This is a genomic window from Paenibacillus sp. F024, from assembly GCF_057814255.1.
Genome location: NZ_JBVASZ010000029.1, coordinates 15,483 through 29,265, shown reverse-complemented (window position 1 = coordinate 29,265; position 13,783 = coordinate 15,483). Strand labels below are relative to the sequence as shown.

General features: G+C 37.7%; 14 protein-coding genes and 1 pseudogene. 8 read left to right on the top strand and 7 right to left on the bottom strand.

Annotated elements, in window-relative coordinates; genetic code table 11:
• Positions 1-14 precede the first annotated feature (14 nt).
• The 6 genes from ACZYR9_RS21970 to ACZYR9_RS21945 all read left to right on the top strand — a co-directional run bounded on the left by ACZYR9_RS21970 (position 15) and on the right by ACZYR9_RS21945 (position 7,337).
• The gene (locus ACZYR9_RS21970) at positions 15-1,313 is read left to right on the top strand and encodes a hypothetical protein (RefSeq protein WP_488980576.1); all 1,299 of its coding nucleotides are present in this window, start codon (positions 15-17) and stop codon (positions 1,311-1,313) included.
• A gap of 47 nt (positions 1,314-1,360) precedes the next feature.
• The gene (locus ACZYR9_RS21965; protein WP_141335246.1) at positions 1,361-1,567 is read left to right on the top strand and encodes a hypothetical protein; all 207 of its coding nucleotides are present in this window, start codon (positions 1,361-1,363) and stop codon (positions 1,565-1,567) included.
• A 159-nt stretch (positions 1,568-1,726) separates the two neighbouring features.
• Positions 1,727-2,080: a P-loop NTPase family protein gene (locus ACZYR9_RS21960; protein ID WP_488980575.1), complete on the top strand. Its 354-nt coding sequence runs from the start codon at positions 1,727-1,729 to the stop codon at positions 2,078-2,080.
• 93 nt (positions 2,081-2,173) lie between these two features.
• On the top strand, positions 2,174-4,888 hold the full coding sequence (locus ACZYR9_RS21955; RefSeq protein ID WP_488980574.1) for a hypothetical protein: 2,715 nt from the start codon (positions 2,174-2,176) through the stop codon (positions 4,886-4,888).
• Between the two features lie 4 nt (positions 4,889-4,892).
• Entirely contained in the window at positions 4,893-6,635 is a 1,743-nt protein-coding gene (locus ACZYR9_RS21950) for a hypothetical protein (protein ID WP_488980573.1), read from the top strand.
• A gap of 12 nt (positions 6,636-6,647) precedes the next feature.
• On the top strand, positions 6,648-7,337 hold the full coding sequence (locus ACZYR9_RS21945; protein ID WP_181410131.1) for a hypothetical protein: 690 nt from the start codon (positions 6,648-6,650) through the stop codon (positions 7,335-7,337).
• A 395-nt stretch (positions 7,338-7,732) separates the two neighbouring features.
• Here the strand turns inward: ACZYR9_RS21945 and tnpC are convergent, their stop codons facing one another.
• From tnpC to ACZYR9_RS21915, 6 genes are all read right to left on the bottom strand, one after another.
• Positions 7,733-9,268 (bottom strand): IS66 family transposase, encoded by a 1,536-nt coding sequence (tnpC, locus tag ACZYR9_RS21940; protein ID WP_488980572.1) that lies wholly within the window; start codon positions 9,266-9,268, stop codon positions 7,733-7,735.
• Between the two features lie 95 nt (positions 9,269-9,363).
• The gene (tnpB, locus tag ACZYR9_RS21935) at positions 9,364-9,720 is read right to left on the bottom strand and encodes an IS66 family insertion sequence element accessory protein TnpB (RefSeq protein ID WP_488980571.1); all 357 of its coding nucleotides are present in this window, start codon (positions 9,718-9,720) and stop codon (positions 9,364-9,366) included.
• The gene (gene tnpA / locus ACZYR9_RS21930; RefSeq protein ID WP_155615813.1) at positions 9,710-10,090 is read right to left on the bottom strand and encodes an IS66 family insertion sequence element accessory protein TnpA; all 381 of its coding nucleotides are present in this window, start codon (positions 10,088-10,090) and stop codon (positions 9,710-9,712) included. The genes tnpB and tnpA overlap by 11 nt, the downstream gene beginning before the upstream one ends.
• Before the next feature lie 262 nt (positions 10,091-10,352).
• Positions 10,353-10,550 carry a hypothetical protein gene (locus ACZYR9_RS21925; RefSeq protein ID WP_141336107.1) on the bottom strand — a complete coding sequence of 66 codons (198 nt, stop codon included), beginning with the start codon at positions 10,548-10,550 and terminating at the stop codon, positions 10,353-10,355.
• Positions 10,534-11,028, bottom strand: a complete 495-nt coding sequence (locus ACZYR9_RS21920; RefSeq protein ID WP_181410216.1) for a hypothetical protein — start codon at positions 11,026-11,028, stop codon at positions 10,534-10,536. Before ACZYR9_RS21920 ends, ACZYR9_RS21925 begins: the two co-directional genes overlap by 17 nt.
• A gap of 1 nt (position 11,029) precedes the next feature.
• Positions 11,030-11,458 (bottom strand): hypothetical protein, encoded by a 429-nt coding sequence (locus ACZYR9_RS21915; protein WP_141336105.1) that lies wholly within the window; start codon positions 11,456-11,458, stop codon positions 11,030-11,032.
• A gap of 171 nt (positions 11,459-11,629) precedes the next feature.
• On the opposite strand from ACZYR9_RS21915, the gene ACZYR9_RS21910 reads away from it, so the two are divergent.
• Positions 11,630-12,019: a helix-turn-helix domain-containing protein gene (locus ACZYR9_RS21910; RefSeq protein WP_141336104.1), complete on the top strand. Its 390-nt coding sequence runs from the start codon at positions 11,630-11,632 to the stop codon at positions 12,017-12,019.
• A 364-nt stretch (positions 12,020-12,383) separates the two neighbouring features.
• Here ACZYR9_RS21910 and ACZYR9_RS21905 read toward each other — a convergent pair.
• A pseudogene (locus ACZYR9_RS21905) lies at positions 12,384-12,781 on the bottom strand (ATP-binding protein); the annotation flags it as partial.
• Positions 12,782-13,037: 256 nt separating this feature from the next.
• On the opposite strand from ACZYR9_RS21905, the gene ACZYR9_RS21900 reads away from it, so the two are divergent.
• A complete protein-coding gene (locus ACZYR9_RS21900) occupies positions 13,038-13,781 on the top strand; it encodes an urease accessory protein UreH domain-containing protein (RefSeq protein ID WP_488980570.1) in 744 nt (247 codons plus the stop codon).
• Positions 13,782-13,783: the final 2 nt, after the last annotated feature.

Genomic DNA, 13,783 nt, shown 5'->3' with positions numbered 1-13,783 from the left:
ACGGAGGATTACTGGTGGATAATGTAGTTCCCTTTTCTATTCACAGAGATTGGACGGAAAAGATTAAAAGCATTAGGTTCGGTAAACGCAAGCTAACGATTATAGATGAACGTGGAAATGTAAAAAATTATATGTTTATTACTGTGGAAAACACCAAAAATAAGAAGTTTAAAGTAAGTGGATATACTCGATATTTTTACTTTGAAGGGTTAGGTAAAACAAGGATTGAGACATTGGATTATCACGCCAAAGTTATCGTATCTTTTCTGAACTATGTGTTTTTTGAAAAGTATAAGGTTTACCGTATTCGAAAAATAACGGACTTAGATATAAAGCATGGGAATGAGTATCTTAGGGATTTAAAGGATGGAAGAATTGGGAACGACCAAAAGACTCGGCAAACGGTTGAAAAAGTAGAGCAGGTGCTTAATAAATTTTATCGGTTTTTATTGAAGGAATGTAAGGACATGGAATTTGTGCAAAAAGAGGATGTTCATGTGAAGGTATCCTATTCCAAGCAGTATGGCAATGTGAAACAGAAATTCAAACGAGAACAGGATATATATAACACCCTGTTTCAAGTTGATTATTCTAGCATAACTGCATCACCACCGGAACGAATAAAGTCAATTTCCAGCTTTGTTTTCTCAGAGCTTCTTACTCTTTGTGACATTCATTATCCACAGCTCAAATTAGCGTTATGTTTACAGGCATTTGCGGGTTTAAGACGAGGAGAAGTATGTAATGTTTCACAAGACAAAATTCAATACAGTATGTACGGACTGGATATCGGTTGGTTTAGTATTAACCTGAAGGAAGTCACTCAATTGCGTACAGATGGCATAATTACAGGTGGAATCAAGAAACGAAGAATACAACCAGTACATCCTGTCTTCCTATCCATGTTTCAGGAAATTTACAACCAGCATTTGAAGTTAATTGAACATGTAAAAAATCCGTTTGGAGCTTTATTTCTTAACCGCTATGGTGAAGCGATGACATCTCAAGATTATGAAAATAAATTTACAAGGTTAGTTAAATTATTGATTGAGAGATTACTAAATAACGGCGACTTCTTGTCACTTAGTGAAGCCAATTTATTGATGAGCGGCAGAATGAATACGCATGTGCTGAGGCATTTTTTCACACAGTTTATATCAGAGTTAGAGCAAACGCGAAGTCCAGTCGAGATTGCTTATTGGAGAGGAGATAGCTCGTTAGAAACGGCAATTATATATCTATCCCACCATCCGTTAATTGACGATAAAATTTCTTTTATTCAAAAGAAGGTTTATGAAGATCTTAGTAGATAAGGTAATTGTTAGTTATAACGTAAAATAAGTTCGGAAGGAAGAAGTGTATGAAGAAAGCTGATTCTGGAATTTCGGACGATTTTATAATACAGCTAGAAAAGGAGATTATTTGTCTCGAAAAAGAGCTTAATGATGTTCCGGATAATGCCTATTTGAAAGGCAAAATGGATGGGCTAAGGAGAGCGCTTCTTATATATCGTATGCTATTAAGATCAAAGTACAATTCCCATCCAGTTAGTATTGAGATAGACTAGCTCTAAGCTAGTCCTCCATAATGAGAGAAAACAAAGTCAAAATCGGAAATAAAGATAATACCACGGAGTAGAATGTATTATCGCGGATCAATTGAAGTTTACCTGTCAATTGATTGTTTGTCCGGGTTAAAAAATAGATTTTGAAAGGTAAATAACTTTATGAAGATCTATGGATTATATGGTAAAAGCGGGACGGGCAAAAGTCACAAGGTTCAGGTTTTAGCGAACAAGCTAGGAGTAAATTCGATTATTGATGATGGCATTCTAATTGTTGGACAAACTCATGTGGCAGGAGTCTCTGCAAAATGCGAAAGGATCTCTGTTGATTCAATACAATCAACGGACGAAATTAGCTTAGCAGCAAGCAGGCGACAGGAAGGGCTACATGCTATTTCTATCAAACCTAGTAATGTGCCCAAGACGTATAGTGGCTGGTATGAAAAGGAAATTGTTTCATTTGAGAATATAACTTTTGAAATTATCATAATCAGCCCTTACAGTAAAAATTTGTAACCATTTAATTTAGAGTAGTGGATTTGGTTGTATTCTCACTAGAGCTAAAGTTTAAAACTTATTGAACTCTAAGAAGAGGTAATAGGTGAAGGTATGTATGAAAATTATTACTCCATCGATGAAGTATGCGCCAAATTAAAGATTACTTTCAAAACTGTTGAGGCAGCTGTCGAAAAACAAATTTTACATCCTATATTAATTCCGTTTGGTTCGAAAACGAGAAAATTATTCCCGTATGAAGAAATTGACGCTATATCAAATCTTTTGGAACAAACCTACGGGATAAAAGAATTATTCAAACTGGCTCAGCAAGATGACAGGTTTTCGGATATCACCCTTAATACTCTGAGAAACTTCATTGATAGATACCCTATTCCCAAATTTGTGAATCCTATTGATTCATGGGATATAAGAAGAATTCTCAGATCTGATCTTAGGGGTTTATTTGATTACATTGATCAAAATTACAGAAGAAGAAAGTATGACTCGATTAAACAATGGATTAAACCCGGTGCAGAGATAAAATTTATTAGTGATGTAAATGGTTATTTGAATTTTGATTTTTTACGAGATTGTTATATAAACAAATATCATGCTAAAGGCTTCTCCAGCTTTCAGGATGTTGCGCGGCATACAATATACGTTGCTGAATATCAAAATGTGGATTGGTTTACTAATGAAAAATTCGATGATATTTACATAAAGTGTTCTGATGAAAACAAATTTTTGCAATTCTATGAACTCTGGGATAGAGTGAATAACCCGGAAGAATATTATACCAACAAAGAAGTTGCGCAAATGTTTGGCAGAAGGGTTGATACCATTGCCAAATTTGTTAATGCAATCAGAGTTGGTAAGTTATTATATTTAGAGAAATCCAAAGTGGACTACATATATAAGCTGGAAAAAGAGACGATTACGCTAAATGAGCTAGTTGAACAATTAAATTTGAAAACAGATCATGGAGACTGGTCGGATAAAAAAATCATCAGAGTCTTAGAAAAATTGGGAGTTGAGTATATTCCTCCAAGAAAACATCCCTTTGGACATGCGAATATCATTTTCCAGAAAGATGTACCAAAGATAAAAAAACATTTTGAAAATGAATTAACTCTTAAAACAAGCAGCCCATACAAAAAATATAAATTCCTTATCCAAAATATTAAACATAGTCATGTCCCCAGAACGATTGAGGCTTACGAAGATTTCGTGGTCGAAAGATTTAATGCAGTAACTAACGGAATTGTGTTGGTAAATGCTTTAGTATCCATTTACACAGAAACCTTTGGAACTCTAAAAAAAGAAATATTTGATTATGATAATAATGAATTGATGAACCTCTTGGACACGGTGGATACGAATACTGCTAAAGATGAAATGTCACGCTTTCTTAATTTTTGTAACCGTACTTTAAGTACGCGATATACAAATCAGTTCAAAATTCATAAAGGTACCAATGAAGAGGAAGTCCAGCCTTACTCGATTGAACAGTGGCTAGATTTTGGATTTCTTGTTTTTAATATACATCATGAGCATTACCCTATTTATCTGGAAAAAGCGCTAAACGTAAGAGGCTACGCTATGACCTGGCTCTATTGCTCGTTGCATTATGTTGTCGGTTGGAGGCACAGTGATCTTCTTGCATTGCCGTCCTTATCATTAGAAACTGTGCTGAGCATGAATGAATATGAGCTAATACAGAGCATTAGAGAAGGGAAATTCTCAAAAGAAATGGCTCAATTAATCATTAATGAAATGATGAGGATTGTTAAGGCCTTCCAAAGAAAACCTCAAAAAACAAAGAGAAAAAGTAATCAGCCATTGAAGGTGGTAGTTGAAGACAGCTATGTGCCAGTCATAGGAATGCTCATAGCTTTATGTGAGGCTCATCGGAGAATTGAAAAAAAGAAGACTTTGCTTACGGAAAGAGCCGGACGGAAAAACTCACATATAAATTTTTTTGGTGAACCATATCGTGAAATTTTCGGTGAAGGTCATTTTATGAACAGCAGAGCAGTGAAAACCTACCTAAATATTGTGCAAACCACAAGTCAAGATCAGGGATGGGGAATGGGTTACTATCTTGCCTCAATTATTCGAAGCCATAAACCCGATAAAAGAGGTATTGCGAGTACAACCCAAGTCTACTTGGAACATATCAATAAAAGCAATGATGTTGATCGGATAACCTTCGCTCTTTGCGAACGAGGGACATTTGGTTTTCTTCCGTATCTCATGTTGAAATTAATCGGCGGGGAACTATTTGTAAAAAAAGATATGCTGGAACAAAATGAGCAAATTTCAGAATTGTTGCCGATCAAACCGTATATGCTTGAGTGGTTGGTTAAAGGTGTTGTTGATAATCAATCAAGAGTAGCTGCTGTGATTAAAGAACTATTGGTGACTCCAAAAGAAGCAATGATGGAAATGCTAAGGAAAATATCATTAGGTGAAGCACCCTCTAAAATGGAGCATTCACAATGCTTATTAAAGTCTGTTGATAGGTCGAAATGCATTTATCCAACTAGGACGGATTGTGTTGGATGCGAATATTTGATTCCCGAGATGTACTTTCTTTTACAGTTTAGGGAGCTAATATCTCAAGTTCTAACAAACATTGAAACAGCCGTGTTTGAGTTCGATAGACAGAGATTTTCATATGCATTGCTGAATGCATATTTACCCATTCTTCAGGAGGCGGTGAATCTCTTTGGTCGAGAAAGGGTATCTGCTTTTATAAACTTAGTTGAAATTAAAAATAAAATTTTAAAATTAGGGACTAATAATCGATTGCAATTTCAGAGGTGAAGTCATGCTAATAATCGAGAAAAAGCTTGACGGAGCAAATATTTCAAGTGTTCAAGTTAAAGAATTCACAGAAATTGATTTTAACGAAGTCTATTTACTCTTTAATGAGTATAAGTCAAAAAATATCATACTCAATGAACATTTCGATGATTTAGTCTGGGAAGTGAGCAACGAGAAGAGAATTAGAAAAATGGATTTTGGGCTTAATGAAATTGTATTCTCCCAGGAATCAAAGAATCGGGATATTGGTCTATATATTGATTTAGTGAATTCTCTGAAGACGTTTGTTCTATACAAGCTCGGTTCTTCAGCAATGGAAACCATATATTTAATTCAAATAGCGATTAAAAATATATTAGAGAAAACGCACTACATCAATTTAACACAACTTCAATCACTCATGAATAGCGAGAATCAACCTTACGTTAGATATTACTATAATGTATTAGAATTCCTGGATTTTTATAATCTAAACGTAGATGAAACATGTATCGAAATCATAAATTATCATTATGAGTCTTATTGCATATCAGCTGAAGAAAATAGGTTTGACCGCCAAAGAAAGCTGGAGGATTTCCAAAGTATTTTTCGCTTGGGTGAAGCAATAGACTGGTATTGGGATATATGCGACCAGGATGAAAAAGAAAAGTATTATCCATTAAAAATTTGGTGGGAAATAACTACAAAAATTCCTTTACGAACTACTGAATTCTGTCTAACGCCTTATGATTGTACAAGGAAAGATGATGATATGTATTTTCTGACTTTAAAAAGAACCTTATTGAAGGGAAACGTGCCTGCGGTATCTCATAAAATTAAAGATGACTATGAAGATCACGAGATAAGAATTGACGAGGAGCTTTATCTTTTAATACAAAATTATAAGGCAATTGTAGACCATTATGATTCAATGGAAAATTTCTATGACCGTGATTATCAGATTATTGGAAAAAGGCAGTTTCTGTTATCTCATCGATCTTATTTTAAATGTCTGGAAGATAAAAAATCTACTTTCAAGAATACAAAAATATTAGAGCAATTTAATGAATATCATCTCAGAAAGATTATTCAGCAGTTTTATGTTAATGTGCTACAAAATAAATTTAATTATCAGGTGATACCGAAAAATAACGGTAACGAGTTGCAGCCTTATCAAATAGAACTCATCAGTCCGATGGACACAAGGCATTACGCGTTTATTAATTTAGTATTGAATGATATTGAACCGATTATGATAAAGGAGATTGCCCGGCATGGATCCGTTGATAGCAGTTACCATTACTACAACCATGTGGGCAGCTTTGTGAAATGTTTTACCTACAGCATGGCCAAAAGAATGGCGTTAAAAAATCGTGAGAAAATGGGGATTTCTATAATACATATGAATTCCTTTAATCACGAATATGCTTATCGTACAGCCATTGAAAAACAAGAAGTGAGGTATCGTGAAGTAACAGGCGGCAGATGTATTAATCCTTCTGAAGGATTTGAGGAGTGTTTGAAAAATAATAACGACTGTGCAATATGTAGATTCTTCCGGCGTTCATCTACTACTAACAATCAAGGCATTTTGCAACGTATTAACAGTAATGAAGAGAAATTAGCGACTGAAATCGACGCGTTACAAGAATTAGTCAAGCAATTCAAAAGATCGAAAAATTTTTCGGAAGATTATGGTGTAATCATTAACAAGATTAAAAGTCTCGCGAATCAAAATGCGCTATTATTAAGTAAATATGTCATGTAAGGAAGTTGAATGATGGCTCGAACATCCATTTTTGATACAAATGAACTAAAAGAGATCCTTCATAAATTTTTTAAAGATAATAAACATAAAGTAATGCGGCTGACTTTCAGTAACCTGGCTGCATATGCAAGCCAAGACTTAGGGATCTCTAACATTAGGTATTACCACTTTGCCCGAAATGAAGAGATTAATAAGATGGTAGAGGAGTATAATCAAACATTAAAAAGCAGCGATATTATGTATACCGCTAATAATAACTTATTTACCACCTTAAATATCAAAGAGTTTGTAAAAAACAATTTAGGCAACGCGCAGCAGCTGACATTTTATTTGACCCAGCTTCAAGAAAATCAAAAGAAATTATATGACCAAACTATCGACGCGGAATTCCAAATCAAGAAGCTTCAGGATCAAGTTCGCAAGCTTACAGAACAAAAAGAAAAATATAGGAATAAAAATAAAGAATTGTCCAAGCTTTTCGATCAATTGAAAGAAAAAACGGACGTATATATTGAGGCATTAAATCTCAAGGATGAAAAGCAGCTGCTTAAAGCGTTGCATAGTACGAAGCTAGTTTATGTCATTAATGAGAATGATGAGGAAATGAGCACAATTCAAACAGATAACATCCAGCAATTAGATGAGACTAACGGTAAAGACTTGGAAAAATTAATGGAGCAATATGGAGATATTTTCTCCTAATTGAGAACTAATCCGAAGGGTTTGCCTCTGGTGTACAAAATGATCCTTTCTTTTGATTAAAAGAGAATACGTGTTTTTACTTAATTGTTAAAGAATGAGACAGTGGTGATTGGAAAATTACCCGCGGCGTCTTTGTTCAAGCTGGTTTCCCTCACGTGTAGTGTAGCTTTTTTGATGATGACACGGGATTATGGCCCCCTTTCATTTGAAAGCTTAGGCCGATCCTGATAAACCTAGTGTAGTAAGGAAAAGAAGCTATTGTTAAATAGGCGATGGAGTTTAACTATACAACGCAGGAACGGCTAATGACTCTTACCAGAAGTTTATTTAACGTAAGCGTCAAATAACTCGGTGGATAGAAAAAAGAGCAAAACTCGAGTGAACAGAGCTTTGCTCTATTGGCAGGCTTCTTGGACTTCTGGGCTCCAGGGAAGGTAATCTTCAAGAAACTCCGGATGCTGTCCAAACTGAACCCCCGGCAATTGGCTGAAGATGAATTGAAGATATTTAAACGGATTAAGACCATTTGCCTTAGCACTTTCGATGATGCTGTAAACGGCGGCACTCGCCGAAGCTCCTTTCGGACTTCCGCTAAAGAGCCAGTTTTTCCTTCCAATTGTAAAGGGTCGAATACTGTTTTCGGCAAGGTTGTTGGATATGGAGCAGTTGCCATCCTGAAGATAATTCATAAACTCTCCCTTATGATTTAGGGCATAGGTCAAGGCTTCACCTAGTTTGGATTTGGGCAGCACCTTACCTTTGGTGGAATCGATCCATACCCAAAAAGCCTCCAAAACGGGTCTTTCTCGTTCCAGACGCTCAGATTTACGTTGTTCGCTCGAAAGGTCTTCAAGCTTTTTTTCAATCTCGAAAAGTTTGTTACAGAATGTAATGCCTTGGCTTGGAAGGGTGGCTTTCGGGCTCTGTATATCTTTCGGAAGGGAATCTACGAATTTCCTTCGAAGATGTGTCCAACAGAGGCATCTTGTGACACCCGGAATCTTTGTGTACCCGGAGTATGCATCCGAGTGAAGGTACCCATTGAATCCCTTTAGGAATTTCTGAGGGTATTTGCCACTTCGGCCAGGTTGGTACTCGAAGATTCGAATGGGGTGTTTGCCATGCTGGCCGCTGCTGTATACCCACATATAGGAATCGGTGGTATTCTTCCGCCCTTCTTCATTCATGACTTGAACGACGGTTTCATCCGCATGTATATACTTATCCTGCAGGAGTTTTTGATGCATTAGCCCCACCAATGGAGCTAGCCAGTCGCGGGACGCAGCTTGAATCCAGTTGGCCATGGTCGCACGGCTAAGGTTTACGCCCAGTGTCCGCCACTCCTTTTCCTGACGGTACAGGGGAAGGGCGTTGACGAATTTCTGATGCATGACCCATGCCACTGTGGAAGGAGAAGCCATGGAGTGCTGGATCACCGGATAAGGCAGGGGTGACTTTTCCATGTAGGGTTTCCCGTTCTTACGACAGGTACGGCACTCAAAGATTTCACGGTAATAATCGATGGCTCTGACTTTGGCAGGAATGAACTCGATTTCAGTTCGGACGAACTCTTCGCCAACCGATACAAGTGCGGTGCTGCATGCTTCGCAAAAGCAGTCTTGTTTATCAAGGGTGCAAAGGCGTTTGTCGTGAGGAATATCCTTCAAGAGTTCCATCCGCTGACCTTGAAATTTCTTTCGCCGGTACCCTTGTATCTCCTTAAGGTCAGGCTCTGGCGCCGTCGGATCCGCTTCGATTTCTGCTTCATCAAAAAGAGACATCTGCCCCAAAGAAAGGGACGATGTCTTCTCAGTACTTCTGCCGAAGAGTTTGCGCGTTAGATATTCAACTGTATCGTGAAGCCGTTTGTTCTCCAGTTCCAGTTCGCCTATGCGTTTTTCGAGTACTTTTACCTGCTCCGCAGCGCTCATGAATACAGTTCCTTTACCGTTTTCTACTGTATCCATTATAGCATAAAAATGCCGAAAAACCCAGTAATAATGCGCATTTTCGGGATTTTTTACTGTTAAAGACAGGCCGTAATATGGAGTTTTTTTACGGCCTTAGGTTGATCTATGGACAGGCCTTCCAGAAGCCAACGAAATTCCTGGTAGGTGATGGAGCGAACGGCTTCGGCATTCATCGGCCATTGAAAACTTCCGTTTTCCAGTCGCTTGTAAAGGAGGACAAGTCCATCTCCTTCCCAACAGAGGGCTTTCATTCGATTGCGTTGCCGGCCACAAAAGAGAAACAGACTGTTCTGGAAAGGGTTCAATTGAAAGTTCTGCTGGACGATGGCGGCAAGTCCATCAATTGACTTCCGCATGTCGGTATACCCACAGGCGACATAGATTTTCTCCGCTTTTGAGATATCACCGAACATGTTGCAATGCCCTCAAGGTGTTTTCGATCAAGGTTGCTGATGCATTGTTGCGAATCTCCAGTGTTACAGCGCCAAAACGTATTACGATATCTGACAATACTTCTTGATCACCGAAATCAGTACCAACTGTAGAGACTGGAATGTTTACGGGTACGATTGGATTGGCAATGGGGTTGTTTTGAGAATAAAGTGACGGGAGGGCTTCGCATGCGGCAGCGCGCACGCGCCTCAACCAATAATAATAAGTTTTAGGATTAATGTCATGATCAGCACACCACGCAGAGATCGTTTGTCCACTACTGCGACATTCTCGGACAATCTCAGTCCATTTGTTTAATCGATACTGGTTAGTAACTTCCCTGGTATTCAACTCTAAACCTCCCTTTGGAGTTTTTCGAACGAAGTCGAAAAACTCTACAAACTCCAATTAAGGGAATTGTCTCAAAGACTGAGGGAGGTTTCTATACACTAACTTATTAGACGCTTACACTCAAAACGTGTACCTTCCCTCCAAGATGTTTCATCTGTAACCTCTCCGCCGAAAAGGTATATGCTTTTTGCAGTTGGCGAAAACTTATCTAACCGATTGATATTATCCACTTTTGTTCCCATAGTTCTAAGATTAGGTTAGTTTATTTTTCTAATTTTAAACCCAATTGAAACGTACCGAATACCAACATACCTAGAACCCCGCTTTCCAATGCTTTCAGCCATTCAAAGGCCATCATGAATCCAACAGAAAAACCGAAAAAGAGGACAGTCAAAATAATTTGTATGGAATTTTCATGATTGATCAACATCTGGTGCAATATATTAAATTGTTGGTTCATAATCCAAAAACTCCTCTACCAAGTGTGGAAGTCGTATTAAATGCTCCTTTTGTTTACATTCTAGCTGAAAGTAACCTAAATGATTTAATTCTTTAATCAATTTCTTACAGGGTCCCAATTCCTTCTCCATCAAAGAAATGATTATGGGATAATCAATGGAGAACATATGCTCATTTTGCTGATCCGCCATCCAGTATATTCCGAGAAGCATAAGGAATTGCTCCCAATTAAGTCTTTGGGCAAAAACTTCGAGAACTAACCTTCCAGGAAATAAAAAGGTGCCATATTTCAGGAAAGCAGGTGCCTTTTCCTCAATAAGTTTGCTATTTAAGTCAAACTGCTGCCACTTCAGCATTTGCTGTAAATAAATCATTGAACAGAGCTTTCGAGATTCTTTCGGTAAAGGATGCACTATGAAATAAGAGGGTATGAATATTACACTGGGAATTCGAAGCATGTGATTATATTCTGCAACCATGTTAATTCTCTTCTAAGAAGTGCACGTTGTCGTACCCAGTTTTTAAAAAATGAAACATTACATCTAGTGGCTTGTCATCTGCTGCAATACGAAAGCTTGTTTGAAAACGTTCATCCGATTTAATCAGATCATAGTAATATGCTGTCATCTTATAAACGGAATCTTCTTTTGGAAACAAGGAGATTTTATTCAAATGTAGAGGATGCCGTTCCTTTAATTCAACTATAACATCTTCCTCATAGACAGCACGCAATAATTGATGATCTTGATTATTGATAATAAGAAATAGGTAGGTTACTTCTTTATCGCGTAGTTTTACGTATTGTTTATCAGTCAGCATGTAGAGCCCTTCGTAATTAAACCAAAACATTTCACCCTGTGTATCTTCCAAGACAACTTTGGCAATCCTGATAATCTTAGAATGGATCAATTAACACACCTCATTTATTTGTAATGTAAAGTTTGGGAAATATAGTTAATTGAGAGTTATTAATACAGTAATAATAACCCATAAACATTATAAATGTAAATAAAATATATATATATGGGGATTAAAATGTTGCAAACTCTCTTCTATCTTTGTTTATGAGGTGTTTATTAAATGACAAAAGCTTATAACAAAGATGATAATGATTTATTATTTGCTGTTGGTCAACAAATACGTTATATTCGAAAAATGAATAACTTAACTCAAGAACAATTAGCTGAAAAAGCTGGTATAAAAACGTCTTACATAACAGGGATAGAAAACGGGAAAAGGAACACTTCCCTAGCCACTTTGAATCGGCTTACAAATGCTTTGGAGATTCATCCAACACAACTGTTTCAGTACCAGAATATTGAGCCTGTTAGTGGAGATAAGTTTCAGACAATTAAACAAATACAATCATACCTAGCCAGTAGGAGTGAGGAGGAAATCAATTGGGTACTAAAAATAACTAAAGAAACAATGGAAACATTTGATCGTATTAGAGAAAGCAGTATAAAATAAGTTACGCATTCAGAATATTTTTTGCGTATCGCTTTCTGTGCATGTCTAGCGGTTTGTTCATTTCAAACGGTTGTGCAAAGTGTTGCGATTTCTACATTCAGTGAATAGTCATGCGAAATGGTAAACCATAATATACACTTTTATTGGAACGACACTCAAAGTAGTAAGCAAGAGACAAGGGTTAACATATTGTCCCTTGCTGCTGGTCCATATCTGCCAAGACGCAGCCAAACAATCCTAATCCAAAGCCCCTCTAGTCTCTTACCAACGGCCTCATAATGACCTTGGATACAAATTGTAACCGTCAAATCCCTTTGAACACTTTTCGATAAATCAGATTGAACACTTTTTAGCTGAAGATAGTTTACCGATGATTAAGCCGATAACTAACCCCTTGCAAATGAATGATCTCACTTTTATGTAGTATGCGATCCAGAATAGCTGTCGTAATTGCCGGGTCGCCGAGAAGGTCTCCCCAGTCTTCGGGTCCTTTGTTCGAGGTCAGAATGATGGGTGTTTAATTATATAGTTTGTTGATTGGAAGAACAGGTTGGCTTCGTGCCGATCCATCGCCAAAAACATGAGTTCGTCTATGATTACAAGATCTGAGCGGTAGATATGTCTCATTTTGTACTGGGAGGCTCTTGAGATCGCCTCTGTCTTCAGCAGATGGATCAGACCGTCCATTGTGATAAAACTAACCTTATGTCCTTTCTTTAGGGCTTCAACGCCCAGCCCGATCGCAAGATGGGTTTGCGATACCTCGTAAACTCGTATCGCCATGGCAATTTAGCCTATCATGCCCGCCCCTCCATGTAAAGCCTTCCTGTGCTACTGTGGTTTTGGTAAAACCCATTTACACAAAATAATTTACACTCCCTATATGCACAAGTTAGCTTTTAAATCGATTACACGAGTTAATCTATATTCGCGTCAGTTTTACTCATACACACAAAACGATCACATTTTTCTTATATAATTTTATTTAGATCAAAACACTCGAAGATCATGAGGTCCTATGTACAGTTTTTTTAGCGAAATCAGTTCTTGGTTAAGTGCTCCTTTTGCCCATACTGCCCGTACTTCTAATATTGCCTTCTTGGCAGCATTATTTTTCGGATTTGCCGGCTCCGTTGCGCCTTGTCAATTGACCGCAAACCTAGGCAGTATTACTTATTTCGGCAATAAATACATGCAAGAAAAGTTGGCCGGTCTCGAATTTCTTCTTTATTTGCTAGGGAAGATCATGGTTTTTTCCCTTTTTGGGATGATGTTTTGGCTATTTGGCAATAGCATCTCCATTGATTCGATTCCCGTTTTTGTTTATGCCCGCAAGTTGGTCGGCCCTTTGCTAATTTTTATGGGGTTGTTTTTTCTGGGAATCATAAAGTTGCGCGGCGGTTTCGGGTTTAAAATTTCTGACGCTGTGAAAAATATGGGCGAACGAGCTGGAAGGAAAAGCGGTGCGTTTTTGCTTGGGGTGGCATTTTCACTAGGATTCTGTCCGACGATGGTTCTGCTGTTTTTCGGCATGGTGATGCCGCTGGCTGTGCAGTCGACTTATGGTATCCTCTTACCTTCCGTTTTTGCCTTGGGCACAGCGTTTCCGCTGCTATTATTTTTCGCGATTGTGATCGGGTTTGGTTTGGATCGGACGATCTTAAAAAAAGCCAGACAATGGGGACGTATTGTTTATAAAGTATCCGGGGCATTTTTAATTCTACTGGGTATCAGTGATACGATTACGTATTGGGGGCTCTAATC